21 protein-coding genes and 2 tRNA genes are annotated in these 20,879 nt (G+C 66.5%); 19 read left to right on the top strand and 4 right to left on the bottom strand.

Annotation, left to right across the window (positions count from 1 at the left end):
• Positions 1-2 precede the first annotated feature (2 nt).
• From ACQGNJ_RS13160 to ACQGNJ_RS13080, 17 genes are all read left to right on the top strand, one after another.
• Positions 3-1,568 carry a DHA2 family efflux MFS transporter permease subunit gene (locus ACQGNJ_RS13160; RefSeq protein WP_426689703.1) on the top strand — a complete coding sequence of 522 codons (1,566 nt, stop codon included), beginning with the start codon at positions 3-5 and terminating at the stop codon, positions 1,566-1,568.
• 80 nt (positions 1,569-1,648) lie between these two features.
• Positions 1,649-2,146 carry a polyhydroxyalkanoate synthesis repressor PhaR gene (phaR, locus tag ACQGNJ_RS13155; RefSeq protein WP_426689702.1) on the top strand — a complete coding sequence of 166 codons (498 nt, stop codon included), beginning with the start codon at positions 1,649-1,651 and terminating at the stop codon, positions 2,144-2,146.
• A gap of 126 nt (positions 2,147-2,272) precedes the next feature.
• Positions 2,273-3,034, top strand: a complete 762-nt coding sequence (phbB, locus tag ACQGNJ_RS13150) for an acetoacetyl-CoA reductase (protein WP_426689701.1) — start codon at positions 2,273-2,275, stop codon at positions 3,032-3,034.
• A 76-nt stretch (positions 3,035-3,110) separates the two neighbouring features.
• Positions 3,111-4,517 (top strand): FAD-dependent oxidoreductase, encoded by a 1,407-nt coding sequence (locus ACQGNJ_RS13145; protein ID WP_426689700.1) that lies wholly within the window; start codon positions 3,111-3,113, stop codon positions 4,515-4,517.
• Positions 4,510-4,917 carry a DUF3293 domain-containing protein gene (locus ACQGNJ_RS13140; RefSeq protein WP_426689699.1) on the top strand — a complete coding sequence of 136 codons (408 nt, stop codon included), beginning with the start codon at positions 4,510-4,512 and terminating at the stop codon, positions 4,915-4,917. The genes ACQGNJ_RS13145 and ACQGNJ_RS13140 overlap by 8 nt, the downstream gene beginning before the upstream one ends.
• A 60-nt stretch (positions 4,918-4,977) precedes the next feature.
• A complete protein-coding gene (gene ccmA / locus ACQGNJ_RS13135) occupies positions 4,978-5,613 on the top strand; it encodes a cytochrome c biogenesis heme-transporting ATPase CcmA (protein ID WP_426689698.1) in 636 nt (211 codons plus the stop codon).
• 126 nt (positions 5,614-5,739) lie between these two features.
• Positions 5,740-6,426, top strand: coding sequence for a heme exporter protein CcmB (ccmB, locus tag ACQGNJ_RS13130; protein WP_426689697.1), 687 nt, complete (start codon positions 5,740-5,742; stop codon positions 6,424-6,426).
• Between the two features lie 9 nt (positions 6,427-6,435).
• The gene (locus tag ACQGNJ_RS13125; protein ID WP_426689696.1) at positions 6,436-7,194 is read left to right on the top strand and encodes a heme ABC transporter permease; all 759 of its coding nucleotides are present in this window, start codon (positions 6,436-6,438) and stop codon (positions 7,192-7,194) included.
• Positions 7,191-7,397 (top strand): heme exporter protein CcmD, encoded by a 207-nt coding sequence (ccmD, locus tag ACQGNJ_RS13120; RefSeq protein ID WP_426689695.1) that lies wholly within the window; start codon positions 7,191-7,193, stop codon positions 7,395-7,397. The genes ACQGNJ_RS13125 and ccmD overlap by 4 nt, the downstream gene beginning before the upstream one ends.
• 23 nt (positions 7,398-7,420) lie before the next feature.
• Complete coding sequence (gene ccmE / locus ACQGNJ_RS13115; RefSeq protein ID WP_426690054.1) at positions 7,421-7,891, top strand: cytochrome c maturation protein CcmE; 471 nt, start codon at positions 7,421-7,423, stop codon at positions 7,889-7,891.
• Positions 7,888-9,873 (top strand): heme lyase CcmF/NrfE family subunit, encoded by a 1,986-nt coding sequence (locus tag ACQGNJ_RS13110; RefSeq protein ID WP_426689694.1) that lies wholly within the window; start codon positions 7,888-7,890, stop codon positions 9,871-9,873. The genes ccmE and ACQGNJ_RS13110 overlap by 4 nt, the downstream gene beginning before the upstream one ends.
• Positions 9,870-10,412, top strand: a complete 543-nt coding sequence (locus ACQGNJ_RS13105; protein ID WP_426689693.1) for a DsbE family thiol:disulfide interchange protein — start codon at positions 9,870-9,872, stop codon at positions 10,410-10,412. The genes ACQGNJ_RS13110 and ACQGNJ_RS13105 overlap by 4 nt, the downstream gene beginning before the upstream one ends.
• Positions 10,413-10,522: 110 nt before the next feature.
• Positions 10,523-10,930: a cytochrome c-type biogenesis protein gene (locus tag ACQGNJ_RS13100; protein WP_426690053.1), complete on the top strand. Its 408-nt coding sequence runs from the start codon at positions 10,523-10,525 to the stop codon at positions 10,928-10,930.
• Entirely contained in the window at positions 10,927-11,988 is a 1,062-nt protein-coding gene (locus ACQGNJ_RS13095) for a tetratricopeptide repeat protein (RefSeq protein ID WP_426689692.1), read from the top strand. Before ACQGNJ_RS13100 ends, ACQGNJ_RS13095 begins: the two co-directional genes overlap by 4 nt.
• Before the next feature lie 2 nt (positions 11,989-11,990).
• The gene (gene metX, locus ACQGNJ_RS13090; RefSeq protein ID WP_426689691.1) at positions 11,991-13,115 is read left to right on the top strand and encodes a homoserine O-acetyltransferase MetX; all 1,125 of its coding nucleotides are present in this window, start codon (positions 11,991-11,993) and stop codon (positions 13,113-13,115) included.
• 94 nt (positions 13,116-13,209) lie between these two features.
• Positions 13,210-13,791 (top strand): cysteine dioxygenase family protein, encoded by a 582-nt coding sequence (locus tag ACQGNJ_RS13085; protein WP_426689690.1) that lies wholly within the window; start codon positions 13,210-13,212, stop codon positions 13,789-13,791.
• Positions 13,792-13,818: 27 nt separating this feature from the next.
• Positions 13,819-13,904, top strand: a tRNA-Leu gene (locus ACQGNJ_RS13080).
• A gap of 44 nt (positions 13,905-13,948) precedes the next feature.
• Here ACQGNJ_RS13080 and ACQGNJ_RS13075 read toward each other — a convergent pair.
• Positions 13,949-15,886 (bottom strand): formylglycine-generating enzyme family protein, encoded by a 1,938-nt coding sequence (locus ACQGNJ_RS13075; RefSeq protein WP_426689689.1) that lies wholly within the window; start codon positions 15,884-15,886, stop codon positions 13,949-13,951.
• Between the two features lie 112 nt (positions 15,887-15,998).
• Here ACQGNJ_RS13075 and rnd point away from each other — a divergent pair, with 112 nt between their 5' ends.
• A complete protein-coding gene (gene rnd / locus ACQGNJ_RS13070) occupies positions 15,999-17,114 on the top strand; it encodes a ribonuclease D (protein WP_426689688.1) in 1,116 nt (371 codons plus the stop codon).
• 59 nt (positions 17,115-17,173) lie between these two features.
• Positions 17,174-17,249, top strand: a tRNA-Ala gene (locus ACQGNJ_RS13065).
• A gap of 49 nt (positions 17,250-17,298) precedes the next feature.
• Here the strand turns inward: ACQGNJ_RS13065 and ACQGNJ_RS13060 are convergent.
• The 3 genes from ACQGNJ_RS13060 to ppk1 all read right to left on the bottom strand — a co-directional run bounded on the left by ACQGNJ_RS13060 (position 17,299) and on the right by ppk1 (position 20,809).
• Positions 17,299-17,535, bottom strand: coding sequence for an LPXTG cell wall anchor domain-containing protein (locus ACQGNJ_RS13060; RefSeq protein WP_426689687.1), 237 nt, complete (start codon positions 17,533-17,535; stop codon positions 17,299-17,301).
• 46 nt (positions 17,536-17,581) lie between these two features.
• Positions 17,582-18,562, bottom strand: coding sequence for an alpha/beta hydrolase (locus tag ACQGNJ_RS13055; protein WP_426689686.1), 981 nt, complete (start codon positions 18,560-18,562; stop codon positions 17,582-17,584).
• Between the two features lie 87 nt (positions 18,563-18,649).
• Positions 18,650-20,809 carry a polyphosphate kinase 1 gene (ppk1, locus tag ACQGNJ_RS13050; RefSeq protein ID WP_426690052.1) on the bottom strand — a complete coding sequence of 720 codons (2,160 nt, stop codon included), beginning with the start codon at positions 20,807-20,809 and terminating at the stop codon, positions 18,650-18,652.
• Positions 20,810-20,879: the final 70 nt, after the last annotated feature.

The following is a 20,879-nucleotide window of genomic DNA, read 5'->3' as shown; positions in this document are numbered from 1 at the left end:
CCATGGCCACCACGCCAAACGACGCCACCTCCGACGCCACGCCGCTGAAGCCCTTGCACGGCGGCCCGCTGGCGCTGCTCACCATCGCCGTCGCGTTCAGCACTTTCATGGAAGTGCTGGACATGACGATCGTCAACGTCGCGGTGCCGCACATCGCCGGCAGTCTCGGCGTGAGCCCCAGCGAAGGCACCTGGACGATCAGCTCGTACGCGCTGGCCAGCGCGATCATGCAGCCGCTGACCGGCTGGCTCGCGCGCCGCTTCGGCGAGGTGAAGACCTTCGTCGGTTCGGTACTGATGTTCGTGATCTTCTCGATGCTGTGCGGCCTGGCCACCAGCATGCCGATGCTGGTGATCGGCCGCCTGCTGCAGGGCGCCGGCTCCGGCCCGATGGTGGCGCTGTCACTGACCCTGCTGCTGTCGAACTATCCGAAGGAGAAACAGGGCATCGCGCTGGCGCTGTGGGCGATGACCGTGGTGGTGGCGCCGATCTTCGGACCGATCCTGGGCGGCTGGCTGACCGACAACTTCTCGTGGCCGTGGATCTTCTACATCAACCTGCCGGTCGGATTGGCGGCGGCAGTGATTACCTGGGGCCTGCTGCGCAAGCGCGAGACGAAAACCTACAAGGCGCCGATCGACATGATCGGGCTGGTATTGCTGGTGGTTGGCGTGGGCGCGCTGCAGTTCATGCTGGACAACGGCAACGACCACGACTGGTTCTCCTCACCGATGATCCTGGTGCTGGGCCTCACCGCGCTGATCTGCCTGACCTTCCTGATCGTGTGGGAACTGCATGCGAAGCATCCGGTGGTCGAACTGTCGCTGTTCAGGCAACGCAACTTCACGGTTGGCGTGATAAGCCTGTCGCTGGGCATGTTCGCGTTCTTCGGCATCAACGTGGTGTTCCCGCTGTGGCTGCAGATCACCCTGGGCTACACCGCCACCTGGGCCGGGCTGGCCACCGCACCGGTCGGCGTGCTGGCGTTCCTGATCGCGCCGATCCTTGGCAAGAACATGCACAAACTGGACCTGCGCGCGGTGGTGACGTTCGCCTTCCTGGTGTTCGCCGGTACCGCGTACTGGTTCTCCACCTTCGACAGTTCCGCTTCGTTCTCCACGCTGGTGATCCCGCGTTTCGTGATGGGCCTGGCGATCCCGTGCTTCTTCATCCCGCTGAACCAGGTTTACCTGTCCGGCCTGCCGGTGGACCAGATCGCCAGCGCCTCGGGCCTGTCCAATTTCTGCCGCACGATCGGTTCGAGCGTGTCCACCGCGATCATGGTGACAATGTGGCAACACCGCGGCGAAACCCACCATGCGACGCTGACCGAGTACGTCAGCCCCGGCCACCCGGCCGCAACCCGGTTCATCGGACAACTGTCGCATGCGGGGCTCTCGCATACGCAAAGCCTGGGCCTGGTCGACCAGTTGCTGACGCGCGAGGCACTCACGCTGGCGGTGAACGATGTGTTCTGGGCCTGCGCGATCCTGTTCGTGCTGCTGATTCCGGTGCTGTGGTTTGCCAAGCCGCCGTTCGGCAGCGCCGGCGGCGCGGTCGGCCACTGAAAATGCTGCGGCCGGCGGCCGCAACATGAAAACTCCCGGTCGACTGGTGCGGCGCAATATCTTCTGCTAGCTTGTGGCGCATGGCACAAACCAAACGCACCATCAAGAAGTATCCGAACCGGCGTCTGTACGACACGGAAATCTCCAGCTACATCACGCTGGAGGAAGTCCGCCAGCTGGTGCTGGACAACGAGAATTTCGAGGTCCGCGACGCCAAGAGCGGCGAGGACCTGACCCGCTCGGTGTTGCTGCAGATCATCTCCGAGCACGAGGACAAGGGGCAGCCGATGCTGTCGCCACAGTTGCTCAGCCAGATCATCCGCTTTTACGGCGATTCGCTGCAGGGCTTCATGGGCCCTTACCTGGAGCGCAGCCTGCAGGTGTTTCTCGACCAGCAGACCCAGTTCCGCAGCCAGCTCAACAGCCTGATGGGACAGACGCCCTGGAACACGCTGAACGACCTGACCGAGCGCAACATGGCCGCCTTCCAGGCCATGCAGCGCGGCCTGATCGACACCGCGGCCCAGGTGATCCCGACGCCGGGTGCCGGCACCCGCAGCGGCAAGAAGTCCGGCTGATTCCGACCCGGCCGACGGCGCGCATCGACGCGCCGTTTGTTTGTTGCCCCCCGCCTTCTCCGATCAGTCCGCTGCAGCACAGCACGTGCTGCCTTGCCGCATGATCGTGCCATGGATCGATAACCGATGAGCCAGACTGCCCTTCCCCAACGCGTCGCACTGGTCACCGGCGGCATCGGCGGCCTGGGCACGGAAATCTGCCGCCAGTTGGCCCGGGCCGGTCGCCGGGTGATCGCGCTGGACCTGGCATCGCGCAGCGAGCGCGTGGCCGCGTTCCGCGACGACGTTGCCGAGTTCAACGGCGCCATCAGCTTCGAGCCAGTCGATGTCAGCGACTTCGACAGCTGCCAGCAACTGATTTCGCGGCTTGAGCAGCAGCACGGCAGCGTCGATATCGTGGTCAACGCGGCCGGCATCACCCGCGACGCCGGCCTGCGCAAGATGACCCCGCAGCAATGGCACGAGCTGATGCACGTGAACCTCGACGGCGTGTTCAACATCTGCCGCAACGTGGTCGAAGGCATGACCGCACGCAGCTTCGGCCGCATCGTCAACATCAGTTCGGTCAACGGCCAGACCGGCCAGTTCGGGCAGACCAACTACTCCGCCGCAAAGGCCGGCGTGCACGGCTTCAGCATGGCGCTGGCACGTGAAACGGCGCGCAAGGGCGTTACCGTGAACACCGTCTCGCCCGGTTATTGCGACACGCCGATGGTGGCCGCGGTCTCCGCGGAAATCCGCGCACAGATCATTGCCGGCATCCCGGTCGGCCGACTCGGCTCGCCGGCGGACATCGCCCGCGCGGTGGCCTTCCTCACTGCCGACGACGCCGGTTACATCACCGGCGCCAACCTGCCGGTCAACGGCGGCTATTTCATGAGCTTCTGAGTTCCCGCGCCAACGCGCGATTGCAGTCGCGCGCTGCTTGGGGAACAGTGGGCAGACTCCCTCCACGGATCGCAGCATGGCGCAGCAACAATCCATCACCCTCATCGGCGGCGGCCTGGTCGGAGCTCTGCTGGCGCAGCAGCTGGCGACCCGCGGTTTTGTGGTCGACGTCTACGAGAAGCGCCCCGATCCGCGGCTGGCCGGCTTCCTCGGTGGCCGATCAATCAACCTGGCACTGGCCGAACGCGGCCTGCAGGCATTGCGTGCGGCAGGCCTGGCCGACGACGTGCTGCAACGCGCGGTGATGATGCGCGGACGCATGGTGCACGATCGCGAGGGCAACCGCGCGTTGCAGCGCTACGGCGTGGACGACAGCGAAGTGATCTGGTCGGTCTCCCGCGGCGCCTTGAACATGTTGCTGCTGGATGCAGCCGAGGCGACCGGCGTGCAATTCCATTTCGGACAGTCGCTGATCGGTACCGACTTCGACGCACAACGCATCCGGCTTGCCGATGCCGCCGGGGTGGAACGCGAACTGCAGGTTGGCCTGTTGATCGGTGCCGATGGCGCAGGTTCCGCAGTACGAGCGGCGATGAACGCGTACAGCCCGCTGGGCGAGCGCATCGAATCGCTCGGTCATGGCTACAAGGAACTGGAAATTCCGTCGTCGCGTGAACTGCCCGCCGCCGTGTTGCAGCTCAGCGGCGGCCGCGACCAGTACGCGCTGGAGCCAAACGCGCTGCACATCTGGCCGCGCGGCGGTTACATGTGCATCGCGCTGCCGAACACCGAGGGCAGCTTCACCGTCACGCTGTTTCTGCCGACGCAGGGCGCGGCGCCGAGTTTCGCCACCCTGACCGATGCCGGGACCGCAGCGACGTTCTTCAGCGAACAGTTTCCGGGCCTGCTGTCGCTGATCCCGCACTTCAACGCGGACTTCGAACGGAACCCGGTCGGCACGCTGTCCACGCTGTACCTCGAGCGCTGGCATCTGGACGGTCGCGCCCTGCTGCTGGGCGACGCCGCCCACGCGATCGTGCCATTCCACGGCCAGGGCATGAACTGCGGTTTCGAGGACACCGTGGTGCTGGCGAACCTGCTGGCCGAAGCACCGAATGACAGCGCCGGGGTATTCACCGAATTCCAGCGCGTACGCCAGCCGAACGCCGACGCGATCGCCCGCATGGCGCTGGAAAACTACGTCGAGATGCGCGACTCGGTGGCCGACCCGCACTACCTGGCCAAGCGCGAACTGGGCGCGCTGCTGGCCGCCCGTATCCCCACTCATTACATGGCGCGCTACCGCATGGTCAGCTTCACCCATTTGCCGTATGCCTACGCGCTCGAGCGTGGCCGCGCGCAGGATCGGCTGCTGGAGCAACTGCTGCTCGGCAAGGCTGACGTGGGCGCGATCGATCTCGACGCGGCTGCACAGCTGTTCGTCTCCACCCTGGCCCCACTGCCGGCACTGCGTCATGGATGAGGCGCTGCTCGAGGCGTTCCGCTCCACCGCCTACCATGTGTGCATCGACACGGTGAGCTGGGCGACCCTGCGCGTCGACCTGCCCCTGCCCGACACGCTGGCCGGGTTGGTCGGCGCCCATCCGTGGGCCTTCATCACCGCCTGGAATCCCCAGGCCCGGCGACGTGCGCCGGCAGCGAACCTCGCTGCCCAGTACGCGTTGCTGGCCGCGTTGAAAGCCCTGCCGGATACCATCGTGCTGCCGGCCATCGGCGTGGGCAGCAGCGGCTGGAGCGAGCCCAGTCTGTTCGCCATCGGCGCCGACATCGCCGCGCTGGACCGGTTGGCCAGGAGCCACGGACAACTGGCCTATGTCCATGGCGAAGCCGCCGGAGCCGCCCTGCTGCGCATGCTGGACTGAAGCTTCAGCGGCAGTGCGCCGCATGGACAAGCACCCACGCCATTGCGGACAATCGCGGGAATGACTGCTGCCAGTACCGCCGTACCCCTGCTCGAAGCGCGGGCCCTGAGTTTCCATCGCCAGGACGAACCGGTGTTCGCGCCGCTGGATTTCCAGCTGCGCGAAGGGGACCTGGCTCTGGTCGAGGGCGACAACGGCAGCGGCAAGACCACCTTGCTGCGCATGCTGGCCGGCCTGCTGCACATCGGCGTCGGTGCAGTGCGTTGGCGCGGCGAACCCTTGCAGCGCGACCAGTGCGCGGGCGACATCCTGTTCCTCGGTCACCAGCTTGGCCTGAAGGCCGATCTGAGTCCGCGCGAGAACCTGCGTGTCGCTGCCGGTCTGCATGGCTCGCGCGAGGGCGTCAGCGTGGCGTCGGTGTTGGCCGCGATCGGCCTGCGCGGTTACGAGGACGAACCGGTACGCCGGCTCTCCGCCGGCCAGAAGAAGCGTGCCGCGCTCGCTCGCCTGCTGTTGTTGCCTGCCACGCTGTGGCTGCTCGACGAGCCCTACGCCAATCTCGACCGGATCGGCATCGCGCTGGTGAACGAACTGCTGGAGCGGCATACCGATGCCGGCGGCGCCGCGATGGTTACCAGCCACGGCACGGTCAGCTTCCACGGTGGCGAGCCACGACGGATCCGCCTGCATGACTGAGACGAGACGCCCCATGCATGAGCTCCTCCCCCTGCTCGCAGGGGGAGGCTGGAAGGGGGTTCGCTCTTGCGGAAGAGCTTTACCCCACCCCACCCCTCCCCTGCAAGCAGGGGAGGGAGTACAGCCATGAGCCCGCCGAATCTTGCCACCGCCTGCGCCGCGATGCTGCGGCGCGACCTCACGCTGGCCTGGCGCCGCCGCGGCGACATCGCGATGCCGGTGCTGTACGCGCTGATCGTGACCATGCTGTTCCCGTTCGCACTGGGGCCGGAGGACAGCCTGTTGCAGCGGATCGCCGGCGGCGTGGTGCTGGTCACCGTGCTGCTGGCGATGCTGCTGGCGCTGGACGCGATGTTCTCCAGCGACATCGAGGACGGCTCGCTGGAACAGCTGGTGCTGGCGCCGCAGCCGCTGGCACCGATGCTGGGCATGAAAATTCTTGCGCACTGGATCGCCACCGCGCTGCCGCTGATCGTGATCGCGCCGCTGATGGCGGCGATGCTGCACCTGCCAGGCGCGGTGATTCCGGTGCTGTTGCTGGCCCTGCTGCTGGCCACGCCACTGCTCAGCCTGCTCGGCGCGGTGCTGGTGGCGCTGACGGCCGGTACCCGGCGCTCTGGTATGCTGCTGGCCTTGATGTTGCTGCCACTTTGCGTGCCGGCAGTGATCTTCGCCGCCGGCGCCGTGGCAGCCGCCCAACAGGGTCTGCCGTGGCTTGCGCCGATCGCCTGGCTCGCTGCCTCGCTGGTGCTGGCCGTGGTACTGGCGCCGCTGGCCTGCGCCGCCGCCCTTCGTATTGCCCTGGACGCATGACGATTCACCATGTCTAACTGGATCCCGCTCTGGTTGCACCGGCTGAGTTCGCCGCCAACCTTCTACCGCTTCGCCGGAACGCTGCAACCGTGGGCAACGACGCTGGCGTTGCTGCTGGGCATGGTCGCGCTGTATGGCGGGCTGGTACTGGCGCCGGCGGACTACCAGCAGGGTGACGCCTACCGGATCATCTTCATCCACGTGCCCAGTGCCTGGATGAGCATGTTCATCTACGCCGTGATGGGCGTGGCCGGGTTCATCGCGCTGGTCTGGCGGATCAAGCTGGCCGAGGTGGTGGCGATGGAATCGGCCCCGATCGGCGCCGCGTTCACCTTCATCACCCTGGTCACCGGCTCCCTGTGGGGCAAGCCGATGTGGGGCACCTGGTGGACCTGGGACGCCCGGCTCACCTCCGAACTGGTGCTGTTGTTCCTGTTCCTGGGCGTGATCGGCCTGTACCACGCGTTCGAGGATCGCCGCCAGGGCGCGCGCGCCGCGGCTTTTCTCGCCATCATCGGCATCATCAACGTGCCGATCGTGCATTTCTCGGTGAACTGGTGGAACACCTTGCACCAGGGCAGCACGGTCAACGTGTTCGGCAAGTCCACCATGTCATGGGACATGCTGTGGCCGCTGCTGACGATGACCCTCGCCACCAAGTTCTACTACGCCGCCAGCCTGTTCCGCCGCGTGCGCACCGACCTGCTCGACCTCGAGGGCGGCAAGGACTGGGTGCGTCAGATCGCCGCAGACGAGGCCGACCGATGAGCGCCTTGCAGGTCTTTTTTTCCATGGGTGGCTACGCCGCCTATGTCTGGCCGGCCTACGCGCTGTTCTTCCTCGTGCTGATCGCCGACACCGTCGCGCCGATCCTGCGTCGTCGCCGCGTGCTCGGTGAACTTCGCGCCCGGCTGGCGCGTCAGAGTGCACGCCGGGAACGCCCATCCATTCCAATTCCACCATCCCCCTGACCGGGGCGGTTGCCCACATGCCCATGAACCCCACCCGCAAGCGCCGACTCACCATCGTGCTGTCGATCCTCGCCGCGGCCGCCGTCGCCGCCGTGCTGGTCGTGCTGGCGCTGCAGAACAACATGAACTACCTGCTCACGCCGAGCCAGGTGCAATCCGGCGAAGCGGCCAGCTACAAGACCTTCCGCCTCGGCGGCATGGTCAAGGCCGGCTCGATCCAGCGTTCCGGCGATTCGCTCAAGGTCACCTTCACCGTGGTCGACGCCGGTGGCGCGATGCCGGTGGAGTACACCGGTATCCTGCCCGACCTGTTCCGCGACAACCAGTCGGTGATCGCTACCGGCCACATGGACAACGCCCATTTCGTCGCCACCGAAGTGCTGGCCAAGCATGACGAAACCTACATGCCGAAAGAGCTGAAGGACGCGATGGCCAAGGCACACGAAGGCAAGAAGATCGAAGAAGGCGCTGCGGCACAGGACAAAATGCCATGACTCCGGAACTCGGCCAACTCGCGCTGATCCTCGCCCTGCTGCTGGCACTGGCGCAGAGCATCCTGCCGCTGATCGGTGCGTGGCGCGGAAACCGCGCGCTGATGGCAGTGGCGCGTCCGGCCGCTGCCGGACAGGCGGTGTTCGTCGCCATGGCGTTCGGCATCCTGGCCTGGGCGTTCCTGCGCTTCGACTTCTCGGTGCAATACGTCGCCGACAACTCGAACCTGGCCTTGCCCTGGTATTACCGCATCGCTGCGGTATGGGGCGCGCATGAGGGTTCGCTGCTGCTGTGGATCCTGATCCTCAACGTATGGACGATCGCGCTGGTCGCGCTGAGCCAGAAACTGCCTGAGGTGTTCGCCTCGCGCGTGATCGCAGTGATGGGCCTGATCGCGGTGGGCTTTCTTGCCTTCATCATCTTCACCTCCGACCCGTTCGGCCGCCTGCTGCCGATGCCCGGCGACGGCGCGGACCTCAACCCGGTATTGCAGGACCCGGGGATGACCTTCCATCCGCCGATGCTGTACATGGGTTACGTCGGCTTCTCCGTGGCGTTCGCGTTCTCGATCGCCGCCCTGCTCGGCGGGGAGCTGGAACAGGCCTGGGTGCGCTGGGCACGGCCGTGGACCAACATGGCCTGGGCCTTCCTCACCTGCGGCATCGTCGCCGGCAGCTGGTGGGCCTATGCCGAACTGGGCTGGGGTGGCTGGTGGTTCTGGGACCCGGTGGAGAACGCCAGCTTCATGCCGTGGCTGGTCGGCGCCGCGCTGATCCATGCACAGGCGGTGACCGAAAAGCGCGGCTCGCTGCGCGCGTGGACCATCCTGCTGTCGATCTTCGCCTTCTCGCTGTCCCTGCTGGGCACCTTCCTGGTACGTTCCGGCGTGCTGACCTCGGTGCATGCATTTGCTTCGGACCCGCGTCGTGGCGTGTTCATCCTGGCCTTCCTGACCATCGTGGTCGGCGGCTCGCTGCTGCTGTATGCGCTGCGGGCACCCAAGGTGCTCGGCGGCAAGGCGTTCAACGTGGTCTCGCGCGAGACGGTGCTGCTGATCGGCAACCTGATGTTCGCGGTGGCTGCCGCCATGGTCTTGCTGGGCACGCTGTTTCCGCTGATCGGCGATGCGTTGAACCTGGGCCGGATCTCGGTCGGGCCGCCCTACTTCGGCTTCCTGTTTCCGCTGCTGATGGCGCCGGTGGTGCTGCTGATGCCATTCGGCCCCTTCCTGCGCTGGGGCAAGGGCGACGCACCGGTACTCAAGGGCCTGCTGCTGCGCGTGGGTATCGCTGCGCTGGCCTGCGCGATCATCGCCGCCTTCTTCGTCGACGGAAACCTGAAGGCGATCGTCGGCGTCGCCGCCGGCGTGTGGATCGTCGTTGGCGTGCTGTTGTATGCGTACAAGCGCTGGCGTGAAATGCCACGCGGCCGGCGCTATCCCGGCGAGCTGGCCGGCATGCTGCTGGCGCATCTGGGCGTGGGCATCTTCGTGATCGGCGTGCTGCTGTCCGAGTCGCTCAGCGTGACCCGCGACGTGCGCATGGCGCCGGGCGAAACCCAGCACATCGGCAGCTACGATTTCCGCTTCGACGGCGTGCATCACACCACCGGACCGAACTGGACCGCTGACCAGGGCACGGTCACGGTGACCCGCGGCGACCAGCAGATTGCTGTGATGCATCCGCAGAAACGCACCTATCCGCGCGGTCAGGTGCAGACCGAATCGGCGGTGAACGCCGGCGTCACCCGCGACCTCTACGTGGCATTGGGCGAGCCGATGGACGCCAACAACCTCGAAGGCGCGTGGGCGCTGCGCCTGTACACCAAGCCGTTCATCCGCTGGATCTGGGGCGGCGGCCTGCTGATGATGCTGGGCGGCATCGTCTGCGCCACCGACAAGCGCTTCCGCCTCAAGCGCACCGCGCAGGCCGAAGGTGGCGCCGATGCAGCTTTGCCCCTGCAGGTACGGGAAAACCAGGCATGAACCGCCTGCTTCCCTTTATCGGCTTCATGCTGCTGGTCGGCCTGTTCGGCTTCGGCATCTGGTGGAACACGCAGCACGACCCGAATGCGATCCCGACGCCGCTGCTGAACAAGCCCGCGCCCGCGTTCAACCTGCCCAAGCTGTACGAGCCCACCCGGATGGTCAGCAAGGCCGACCTGCTCGGCAAGCCCTACCTGCTCAACGTGTTCGCCAGCTGGTGTATCGAATGCGGCGTGGAGCACCCGGTGCTGAGCGCCGAGGCGCCGACCCTGGGCGTGGCCCTGGTCGGCTACAACTACAAGGATGCGCCGGCCGATGCGAAAAGCTGGCTGGCACAACATGGCAATCCGTATGCCCTGCTGATCGCCGACGAGCCGGGCCAGACCGCGATCGACTTCGGCGTGTACGGCGCGCCGGAAAGCTTCTTGATCGATGCCAAGGGCGTGATCCGCTACAAGCATATCGGCCCGATCACCCCCGATGTGGTGGCGAAGGAACTGAAGCCGGCCATCGCGGCGATGCTGAAGGAGGCACCGTGAAGCCGGGATTGGGGATGACCAGACTTTCGTCTGTTGAAAGCCGGGATTCGGGATTCGGAAAAGCATCGCCCGCGAGCGGGCTCCTGCGCGTGGTATTCCTGGCGCTGCTGATGTGCGCAGGCTTCGCCCATGCGCAGGCGATCGAGCCGATGCCGTTCAAGGATCATGCGCAGGAGTTGCGCTTCCAGCACCTCACTCATCAGCTGCGCTGTCCGATGTGCCAGAACGAGACGCTGGCCGACTCCAATGCACCGATCGCGCGTGACCTGCGCAACCAGATCTTCCGCATGATGCAGGCCGGCAAAAGCGACGAGCAGATCAAGCAATACCTGGTCGCGCGTTACTCGGAGTTCGTGCTGTACGACCCGCCGCTGAGCTCGGGCACCTGGCTGCTCTGGTTCGGCCCCTTGCTGATTCTGCTCGGCGGTGCCGGCGTGATGCTGGCGGTGATCCGCCAGCGCAGCCGCGCGGCGCGCAGCGTGGTTGAAACACCTACCGATTCCGGGGACGACTGGTGAAGATCGCTTTTCTTGTAGCTGCTGCCGTGATGGTGGCGGTAGCGCTGGCCGTGCTGTTGTTGCCGCTGCTGCGTCAGGGGCGCGAGTCGGGTCGACCGCGCAGCGTATTCGCCGTTGCCTTGCTGATCGCCCTGGCCTTGCCACTGGGTACCGGCGCGTTGTATCTGCTGGTGGGCACGCCAGCCGCACTGAATGGCGCCAGCGCGCAGGCACCGCCATCGCTGACGATGGAGCAGGCACTGCTCGAGCTGCGCACCCACCTGCAGCAGCAGCCCGACGACCTGCAGGGCTGGATGCTGCTGGCCCAGACCAGCAGCATGCTGCACCAGCCGGCCGACGCACGTGACGCGTTCGAGCATGCCTTGAAGCTGTCGCCGAACAATGCCGAGGCGATGATCGGCTGGGCCGAGAACGACTCGATGAAGCGCGCCGACCATCGCATCGACGGCCGCGCACGCGAGCTGCTGCAGCGCGCGGTGAAACTGCAACCGGACAGCCAGCGCGGACTGTGGCTGCTCGGCATCGCCGATTTCCAGCGCGGCGACTATCGCGATGCCGCCGCCACCTGGCGCTTGCTGCAACCGCAGCTGGAGCCAGGATCAAGCGTCGCCAGATCGGTCGCCGAGCAGATCGCCGTAGCCGATGCCCGCGCCGGTGGTGCGCCCGCCAGCAGCTCAAGCACCCGCCCCGCTGAAGCCAACGCTACCGCCCCAACCGCCTCGCTGCAGGTCCAGGTGGCGCTGGCGCCGGCACTGAAAGACAAACTGGCCGCGGGCGACGTGCTGTTCGTCTATGCCCGCTCGCCGGACGGCCCGCCGATGCCGCTGGCCGTGGCGAAACTCGATCCCGCCAGCCTGCCCGCCACCGTCACGCTGAACGACGCGATGGCGATGACGCCGGCGTTCAAGTTGTCCACGGTGGCGCAGGTCTTCGTCGGCGCCCGGATCAGTCACAGCGGTCAGCCGGTCGCCCAGCCCGGCGACCTCGAAGGCGATGCCGGTGTGGTCGCGGTGGACAGCAAGACACCGATCAAGATCAGCATCGACAAGGTGCATTGACGATGGGCGACGCGCGCCGTTATCTCGCCCTGCCCTCGCCCTTCGCGATGAAGCGCGGCGGCGAACTCCATGATGCGCATGTTGCGTACGAGACCTGGGGCGCGCTGAATGCGGCGCGCAGCAACGCGGTGCTGGTGCTGACCGGCCTGTCGCCCAGCGCTCACATGACCTCGTGCGATGAAGACCCGACGCCCGGTTGGTGGCAGGAGATGGCCGGCCCCGGCAAGGCCATCGACACCACGCGCTGGTTCGTCATCTGCGTGAATTCGCTGGGCAGCGACAAGGGCTCGACCTGCCCCGCCTCGATCGATCCGGCCACCGGCAAGCCCTACCGCCTGGCCTTTCCGGAGCTGGCGCTGGAAGACGTCGCGAACGCCGCCCATGCCGTCGTCGCCAGCCTGGGTATCGAGCAGCTTGCCTGCCTGATCGGCTGCTCGATGGGCGGCATGAGCGCGCTGGCCTACATGCTGCTGCATCCAGGCAGCGTGCGCACCCACATCAGCGTGGACACGGCGCCGCAGGCGCAACCGTTCGCGATCGCGATCCGCTCGCTGCAGCGCGAGGCGATCCGGCTCGACCCGCAGTTCAACGACGGCCAATACGACATCCATGCCGAGCACGGCGGCGCCTATCCCGACCTGGGCATGAGCATCGCGCGCAAGCTCGGCGTGATCACCTATCGCTCGGCGATGGAATGGAATGGACGCTTCGCGCGGATCCGGCTCGATCCCGAACAACGCGAAGACGAACCGTTCGGCCGCGAGTTCCAGGTGGAGTCGTACCTGGAAGGCCACGCTCAGCGTTTCGTGCGCAACTTCGATCCGAACAGCTATTTGTACCTGTCGCGCGCCAGCGACTGGTTCGACATCGCCGAGTACGGCCACGGCAGCGTGCACGAAGGGCTGCAGCGCATCTGCATCGAACAGGCGATGGTGATCGGCGTCAGCACCGACATCCTGTTCCCGCTGCAGCAGCAGGAGCAGATTGCCCAAGGCCTCCAGGCCGCCGGCGCCCGGGTCGAGTTCGTGGCGCTGGACTCGCCGCAGGGCCACGACGCGTTCCTGGTCGACATCGAGAATTACAGCCATGCGATCGGTGGTTTCCTGAGCCGGCTCGCCCTGCCCTGAGCACGCCACGATGTCGGTGGGAGTCACTTGACTGCCATCGCGTTAACCCTCCCGCTGCTAAGATGCCCGGCATCACGCACCACCCGAGACCGCCATGCTTACCCTGGATTTCCCCGGCAGCCGCACCCTGATCGACGCGATCGACGCCGCCGTGGCCAAGCCCACCACCCACGAACTCACCGACAGCCTGCGCAACAGCCTGTGCCGGATGATCCGCGACAAGTCGGTGACCCTGCCCGAATGCGTGTTCGAGGCGAATGCCGAACACTACGCCCGCCGCGAGCTCTATCGCAGCGAAGACCACGGCTATTGCGTGGTGGCGATGACCTGGGGTCCGGGCCAGGGCACGCCGATCCATGACCACGACGGCATGTGGTGCGTCGAAGGCGTGTGGAACGGTGCGCTGGAAATCGTGCAGTACGAATTGCTGGAGCATGACGAACAACGCTTTTGCTTCCAGCCGGTCGGCTCGATCCAGGCCGGCGCCGGTTCAGCCGGCAGCCTGATACCGCCACACGAATATCACAGCATCCGCAACCCCAGCGACGACGCCGTCACCGTCAGCCTGCACATCTATTCCGGCCCGATGCTGCGCTGCTCGGTGTTCCAGCCGCTGCCGGAAGATCGCTGGTACGGTCGCGACATTCGGCAGCTGGGACTCGACCGCGTCCACTGAACCCGGCATAATCTCCCGCTCACACATGCCGGTGTGGCGGAATGGTAGACGCGGCGGACTCAAAATCCGCTTGTGGTGACACAGTGGAGGTTCGAGTCCTCTCACCGGTACCAATGCCTTGAAGAACCCCGCCGCGCGCGGGGTTTTTCGTGTCGGGCTACAACTCGCGCACCACGCGGAAACCGACGCGACCGCTGCGGGCGTCGCCGTTGGCGCCTTGCCGGTAGGCCGAGTCCACCTGTTCGGGCGAGCTGCCCCACGAACCGCCGCGCAGCACGTGGGCACGGCAGCCGGGATTGATCCAGGCGCTGCCATCGGTGGGTGCACGCAGGTAGCTGTCGTGCCAGCAGTCGGCCACCCACTCGGAGACGTTGCCGTTGATGTCGTACAGCCCGAACGGGTTGGCGGCGAAGCTCATCACCGGCGCCGGCCCCCAATAGCCATCGCGGTAACCGCGGAACGCATTGCTCCAGCGCCGGCCGCTGCGTGAGCGGTCGACCGAGCCGGTGAGATTCTCGACCGGACGCGAGGGCGTGCCGTTGCCCCACCAGTAGCGCGTCTGCGTGCCGCCACGCAGCGCGTACTCGAACTCCGCTTCGCTGGGCAGTCGATAGGCCTTGCCGGTGCGCTGGCGCAACCAGTCCGCGTAGGCGGTGGCGTCGGCCCAGGACACGTTCACCACGGGCAGATTGTCGTCGGCCTTGCGCCCGGCATAGTCGTCCTCCCAGGTGGCCGTGCTGTCGTCGCGCAAGGCGCCGCTGCGTTCGTCGTAGACGCTGGCGCCACCCAGCTTGACCGCGTCGGGCACGTAGCCGCTGGCGCGCACGAATTCGCGGAACTGGGCCACCGTGACCGCGGTGCGCGCCATGGCGAAACCCTTGGCGATGGTCACCGCATGCTGCGGCTGGGCGGATTCGATCCGGTCGGTATCCGCCGCCGGCAAGCCCATCAGGAAGCTGCCGGTGGGAATGACCACCATCGCCGGCGTCTTGCCCGGCAGATCGACGTAATGGTCGACGAAGACCTGACCGGGTTTGTAGCTGGCATAGAGGCGCGCGTTGGTGAGTTGCTCGCTGAAAGACGCCAGCGCAGGCAGTTGCGGATCAATCGAGCCGGCCTGGTCCGCCAGCCTGGTGGCCAGCGCCACGTTGCCGGCATCCAGGGCCGTATGAGCCTGGGTCAGCACGCCGCTCGCGCGCTGCTCGCGCAGGTCGTCGACGCGCTGGTGCACATCGCGCATCTGCTGCGAGCCCGGGCGGATCACCTGCGCCGCAGCCAGTTCGCGATCGGCACCGACAAAATCGTTCTGCGCCACCGCGGCCAGGGCACGATCCAGCACCGCACGCTGCACCTGCAGGATGCCCTGCTCGGCCACGGCGTTTTGCGGGTCCAGCGCCTGCACCTCGTGGTACAGGTCCAGCGCACTGCCACCGGCAGGCCGGTCGGCCTTGCCCTGCTGCAACAGCCCGGCCGCCCTGGCCAGCATCGGGCGCACCTTTTCCAAGGTCTGCAGACTGGTTTCCAGTTGCGCCACCTCGGCCTCGGCGTTGGGTAGCGTGCGCAAGGCGCCGAGCAAGTCGCGCGCCGCGTCGACATCGCCCACGGCGATGTCCTGGTCGATCTCCGCCACCAGCCGCGCGCGCACGTCGAACAGTCCCTGCACGGCGCGCCGGCTGTCCGCCTTCTGCTTCAGCGCCTGCTCGAACAAGGCTGCGGCGCTGTTGTCGTCACCGGCCAGCGCGCCGGCGTGCAGTGCCTTGGTAGCACGATCGAGCAGGGCCTGCACCTCGGGCGGATCCACACTCAGCTGCTTGGGCAGGTCGGCCATTGCGCTGTTGCGCGCGGCGATCACCGCCGCCGGCGCAAGCGTCAGCGGCGGCCCGGCATTCAGTTCGCTGATGGCCGCCTGCCGTTCCGGCTGCAGGCCACTTCCCGGCGCCGCCGCGCCCAGCGACATCGACCGGCGAGGCGCAAGGGTCGGATCGACATGGAACAGCTGCGGAAAGAAATGGTAGGTCAGCGCGAACCCCAGCACGATCACCCCCAACGCACCACCAAGAAAGCGCTGACGGCGCAGGGTTGCGTTGTTCGGCATAGATGGGCGTCCTTGGGTGCGGCCTGTTATCGTGCGCTGCTCACCATAGGCACAAACTGCCGGCAGGGCAATCCGTGTCCACGCCGTTCCGCGTCAAACTCGAGGAGTACCGATGTCATTGCCCGAACCCCCTGCCGCCGACTGGATCGATCACCCCGACGCGCTGCAGGCCTGGCTGGCCACGATACCGACAGACGCGGCGATCGGCCTGGACACCGAGTTCATGCGACGCAACACCTTCTATCCACAACTGGCCCTGCTGCAACTGGGCTGGAACGGGCGCTACGCACTGGTCGATCCGCTGGCGTTCGACATCGGCGCCGCGCTGCAGCCGTTGCTCGGCGCCGGCCCGGCCGTCACCATCATGCACAGCGCCAGCGAAGACCTGGAAACCCTCGCACCACTGCTGCCCGATGGTCCGCATGAGCTGTTCGACACCCAGATCGCCGCCGCCTTCGTCGGCATGGGCCTGGGTATCAGCTACCGCGCGCTGGTCGCCGAACTGGCCGGTGACGAGCTGGACAAGGGTGAAACCCGCTCGGACTGGTTGCAGCGACCGCTGACCGATTCGCAGCGCAGCTACGCCGCGCTCGACGTGGTCTACCTGAAGACGATCCACGAGCAACTGGCCGAACGCCTGCAGCAGCGCGACCGCAGCGCGTGGCACGCCGAAGATTGTGCGCGGCTGAAGCAACGCGCCAGCCACCGCGATGGCGATCCGCAACCGCAGCGCGCCTTGCGTGGCGCCGCCGAATGGTCACCCGGACAGCAGGCCCTGCTGCGCCGCCTGCTGCTGTGGCGCGACCGCAGCGCACGACGACTGGACGTGCCGCGCCCCTGGCTGCTCGACGACAACCTCGCGCTGAATCTGGCGTACCAGCCACCGACCACAGCGGGCGATCTCGAACAACGCAGTCGTGGCCAGCGGGCTCTGCGCTCGGCCCAGCGCAGCGAATTGTTCGAGCTGCTTGTCCCCGCCGTCAGCGCCGAGGAAGTCGCCGCCACCGCGCGCATCCCGGCCCATCCGCAGGGCGAGGCAAAGAAGGCGCTGGCCGAGATGAAGCAGCTGGTCGATACCCGCGCGGGCGATCTCGATCTGCCACCGGGATTGCTGTGCCCGCGCAAGGTACTGGAGGAATACGTGGTCACCGCCCAGTGGCCGGATTTTCTCGACGGCTGGCGTGGCGAGGTGTTGCGCGACCGGCTGCCGGGCCTGCTGCCGGGGTGAACTGCACACAGCGGGTCTTGGCGAAGCGCCGGTGCGCTGCTAATATTCGTCGCTTCCGTGGGGCGGTAGCTCAGCTGGGAGAGCGCCACGTTCGCATCGTGGAGGTCGTGGGTTCGATCCCCATCCGCTCCACCACGGATCAAACGAAAGGCCCCGGCATTGCCGGGGCCTTTCGTTTGCGCGCTCAGAACTTGAGGAAGCGGGGAAGCGCGATCAGCAGCATGCCGATGACGATCAGCCAGGCCGTGCCGGTGACGAAATAGGGAAACGCCATCAGCGCGATGCCGCAGACCAGCGGCACGATCGCCTGCTGCCTTTTTCCATAGATGAAGAAGCCCAGGCCGATCGAGCCGAACAGCAAACCCCACCACAGTGCCGATGCGTTCAAGGCAACCCCTGTATTCGGCCCGCGCGGGCGCATCCTGCTCGCGCGCCCGGTTGACTGCCTGCCCACGCGGCGAACCGCATCAGCGACTGATGACCACCGGCAACGCAGCGATACGCGCCACCTGATCGTCGAGTCGACGGGCCACGGCTGGATCAAGCGAACTCATGAAGCGCTCCACCGCCCGAGTGTATTCCGAAGACAGCCCGAGTTGCCGGTTGATCTCGCCGTGCGACAGATCCTCCTGCAGCACGCTGGCGCGACTGCGGAAGGATACGGCCTTGCGCACGAAGGCCTGCGCCTGCGCACACGAATCCGCGCGGCGGCTGGAGCACACCGCCAGAAACGGCACGATCGCGCCATCCATCTGTTGTTGTGGCGAGGCCGCTCGCCACTGCGCCGGATCGGCACCGAACGCCTGGTCGAACAACGGGAAATGACGCGCCTGCATGGTCTGAACCACGTCCAGGCTGCCGCTGTCCAGCGAGATCGTGCCCAGCCATGGCTGGGCGCCCTGCGCCTTCGCCAGCGCCGGCTCGGCGCTGAGCAAGGCCACCAGATGCGCGCCGGCGGAATGCCCGATCAGGATGAAGTGCTGCGCATCGCCGCCCCACTGCACGGCCTGGCGTTGCGCCATCGCCAGTGCCCGTGCCACATCGCGTGCCTGCTGCAATGGTGCGGTGTCCGGACGCATGCGGTAATTGCTGGAGATGATGATGAAGCCGCGCGGCAACCAGCGCGCGATCTTGTTGGTTACCACGTTGGTCATCGCCTTGTCGCCACGACGCCAGCCACCGCCGTGGACCAGAAAGATCACCGGGGCGTGATGTATCCCCGGCGGCGCGTAAACGTCGAAGCGCTGGCGCGGATCTGCGCCGTAAGCCACATCGCGGAACACCCGCGTACCGACTGGAAGCGCCAGGTCGGCCTGGCCGGCGCTTGTGCGAGGGTGCATCAGGGCGTCGCGCAGGGCACCAGCGGAGGCATCCGGCCAGGCGACGGCCAGCATCAGCAGCAGCGCAGCCCGTGCACAGCTTCCTGGCAATGATGAGGAAAGGGACATCGCGCGCTCCACGGCAGGATGGGACAGGACACCCTTCCCCAACGCAAACCAGCGCGAACGGTGGACAGGCCCACCCGCGCCGCGTCCTTAGCCAGCACCGCCCGGAACGCACAGCTTCGCCATCAACTCAGCCTGCACGTCGAGAACCGGCTGCCCCGCGACAGGCGCGGGATGCAGGTACTCGCCATCGGCCTGCAGCAGCGAGGCGCCGACGTTGTCGGCCAGGCACAGTTCCAGCACATGCCGGATACGCTGCTGCATCTTCTTGCCCTCGATCGGGAACGCAGCTTCCACGCGGCGATCGAGGTTGCGTTCCATCAGGTCGGCGCTGGACAGATACAGCCGTGGCTCGCCGTCGTTGGCAAACCAGTAAACGCGGCTGTGCTCGAGGAAGCGCCCGATGATCGAACGTACCCGGATATTCTCCGACACGCCCTCGACGCCCGGGCGCAGGCAGCAGATGCCGCGCACGATCAGGTCGACCTGCACGCCGGCGATACTGGCCTGGTAGAGCGCGCGAATGATGGTCGGCTCGGTCAGCGCATTTAGCTTGAGGATGATCTGCGCCGGCCTGCCCGCCGCGGCATGTGCCGCCTCGTCGGCGATCATCTCCAGCAGCCGGCTCTTCAGCGTGAACGGCGCATGCAGCAGCCGCTTCATTTGCAGCACGGTGCCCATGCCGATGAGCTCGCTGAACAATTTGTGCACGTCCCCGGACAAGGCCTCATCGGAGGTGAGCAGGCTGTAGTCGGTATACAGCCGCGCGTTGCCGCTGTGGTAATTGCCGGTACCAAGGTGCGCATAACGCACCAGCTCGCGGCCCTCGCGGCGCTGGATCAACATCATCTTGGCGTGCGTCTTGATGCCGACCACGCCGTAGATCACCATCGCGCCGGCCTGCTGCAGGCGCGAGGCGAGGCTGAGATTCGACTCTTCGTCGAAGCGCGCACGCAACTCGACCACCGCGGTCACTTCCTTGCCTGCGCGGGCAGCCTCGACCAGCGCATCGACAATTTCCGACTTCGCATTCGTGCGGTAAAGCGTCTGCTTGATCGCCAGCACCTGCGGATCGACGGAAGCCTGGCGCAACAGATCCACCACCGGCGCGAACGACTCGTAGGGATGCAGCAGCAGCACATCCTGCCTGGCGATCACCTGGAACAGATCCTCCGTGTGCCGCAGCTCCTTCGGCAACGCAGGCATGAACGGCGGATATTGCAGCCGCGGATAGCTGGCGTGGCTGGCGATGCTGAACAGCCGGGCCAGGTTGACCGGACCGTTCACCTCGTACAGCTCCGACTCGGCCAGCCCGAACTGCCTGAGCAGATGGTCAGCCAGGTCCCTCGGGCAGTTGTCGGCCACTTCCAGGCGCACCGCGTCGCCGAAACGGCGCGAGTACAGCTCGCCACGCAAGGCCAGCGCGAGGTCTTCGACATCCTCCGGATCCAGCGTGAGGTCGGCATTGCGGGTCAGCCGGAACTGGTAGCAACCGAGCACGTCCATGCCGGGGAACAGTTCTTCCACATGGGCATGGATGATCGACGACAGCAGCACGTAGTTGTCGCCGTCGTCGCAGACTTCGGCCGGCATCTGGATCAGCCGCGGCAGCACGCGCGGCGCCGGCACCACCGCCAGGCCCGAATCGCGACCGAACGCATCGACGCCCTCCAGCCGCACGATGAAGTTGAGGCTCTTGTTGACCAGCAGCGGGAACGGATGGGTGGGGTCCAGCCCGATCGGGGTCACCAGCGGGGCCAGTTCCTGTCGGAAATAACGCCGCACCCACAGCTTCTGCTTGTGCGTCCATTGCTGGCGACGCACGATGCGGATGCCCTGGCTGGCCAGCTCCGGCAGTATGCGCTCATTGAGGATCGCGTACTGCCGCTCGATCTGCCGGTGCGCGATCTCGCTGATCATCGCCAGCGCGCGCTTCGGCCCGATGCCGTCCGGGCCGATCAGCTCGTGGTCCAGCGCCACCTGGCCCTTCAACCCGGCCACCCGGATCTCGAAGAATTCGTCCATGTTGCGCGAGAAGATCAGCAGGAACTTCAGCCGTTCCAGCAGCGGCGTGCGCTCGTCCAGCGCCTGGTCGAGCACGCGAATGTTGAATTGCAGCTGTGACATTTCGCGGTGGATGTACAGCCGGGGATCGGTGAGATCCGGACTGACGGCCATGCCTGCAGCATCGTTGGCGGCGGGCGCCAGGGCGCCGGGCGGTGAAGTCTCGCGAATGATGCGGCTGTTCATCGGTACACCATGCAGCATGAAGTGGGCGGCTTCCTCCATGGTAGCTTGCCGCCGGCAAGACCCGCCCGAT

The sequence above is a fragment of the Rhodanobacter ginsengiterrae genome (genome assembly GCF_050026815.1).
Lineage (GTDB): Bacteria > Pseudomonadota > Gammaproteobacteria > Xanthomonadales > Rhodanobacteraceae > Rhodanobacter > Rhodanobacter ginsengiterrae.
The sequence above is the reverse complement of the archived record's forward strand: the minus strand, read 5'-3'. Positions and strand labels throughout refer to the sequence as shown.

Bases quoted from the DNA above. Each gene is read 5' to 3' on its own strand.
- ACQGNJ_RS13160 (WP_426689703.1), top strand. From the start codon at position 3: ATGGCCACCACGCCAAACGACGCCACCTCCGACGCCACGCCGCTGAAG.
- phaR (WP_426689702.1), top strand. From the start codon at position 1,649: ATGGCACAAACCAAACGCACCATCAAGAAGTATCCGAACCGGCGTCTG.
- phbB (WP_426689701.1), top strand. From the start codon at position 2,273: ATGAGCCAGACTGCCCTTCCCCAACGCGTCGCACTGGTCACCGGCGGC.
- ACQGNJ_RS13145 (WP_426689700.1), top strand. From the start codon at position 3,111: ATGGCGCAGCAACAATCCATCACCCTCATCGGCGGCGGCCTGGTCGGA.
- ACQGNJ_RS13140 (WP_426689699.1), top strand. From the start codon at position 4,510: ATGGATGAGGCGCTGCTCGAGGCGTTCCGCTCCACCGCCTACCATGTG.
- ccmA (WP_426689698.1), top strand. From the start codon at position 4,978: ATGACTGCTGCCAGTACCGCCGTACCCCTGCTCGAAGCGCGGGCCCTG.
- ccmB (WP_426689697.1), top strand. From the start codon at position 5,740: ATGAGCCCGCCGAATCTTGCCACCGCCTGCGCCGCGATGCTGCGGCGC.
- ACQGNJ_RS13125 (WP_426689696.1), top strand. From the start codon at position 6,436: ATGTCTAACTGGATCCCGCTCTGGTTGCACCGGCTGAGTTCGCCGCCA.
- ccmD (WP_426689695.1), top strand. From the start codon at position 7,191: ATGAGCGCCTTGCAGGTCTTTTTTTCCATGGGTGGCTACGCCGCCTAT.
- ccmE (WP_426690054.1), top strand. From the start codon at position 7,421: ATGAACCCCACCCGCAAGCGCCGACTCACCATCGTGCTGTCGATCCTC.
- ACQGNJ_RS13110 (WP_426689694.1), top strand. From the start codon at position 7,888: ATGACTCCGGAACTCGGCCAACTCGCGCTGATCCTCGCCCTGCTGCTG.
- ACQGNJ_RS13105 (WP_426689693.1), top strand. From the start codon at position 9,870: ATGAACCGCCTGCTTCCCTTTATCGGCTTCATGCTGCTGGTCGGCCTG.
- ACQGNJ_RS13100 (WP_426690053.1), top strand. From the start codon at position 10,523: ATGTGCGCAGGCTTCGCCCATGCGCAGGCGATCGAGCCGATGCCGTTC.
- metX (WP_426689691.1), top strand. From the start codon at position 11,991: ATGGGCGACGCGCGCCGTTATCTCGCCCTGCCCTCGCCCTTCGCGATG.
- ACQGNJ_RS13085 (WP_426689690.1), top strand. From the start codon at position 13,210: ATGCTTACCCTGGATTTCCCCGGCAGCCGCACCCTGATCGACGCGATC.
- ACQGNJ_RS13075 (WP_426689689.1), bottom strand. From the start codon at position 15,886: ATGCCGAACAACGCAACCCTGCGCCGTCAGCGCTTTCTTGGTGGTGCG.
- rnd (WP_426689688.1), top strand. From the start codon at position 15,999: ATGTCATTGCCCGAACCCCCTGCCGCCGACTGGATCGATCACCCCGAC.
- ACQGNJ_RS13060 (WP_426689687.1), bottom strand. From the start codon at position 17,535: ATGCGCCCGCGCGGGCCGAATACAGGGGTTGCCTTGAACGCATCGGCA.
- ACQGNJ_RS13055 (WP_426689686.1), bottom strand. From the start codon at position 18,562: ATGTCCCTTTCCTCATCATTGCCAGGAAGCTGTGCACGGGCTGCGCTG.
- ppk1 (WP_426690052.1), bottom strand. From the start codon at position 20,809: ATGAACAGCCGCATCATTCGCGAGACTTCACCGCCCGGCGCCCTGGCG.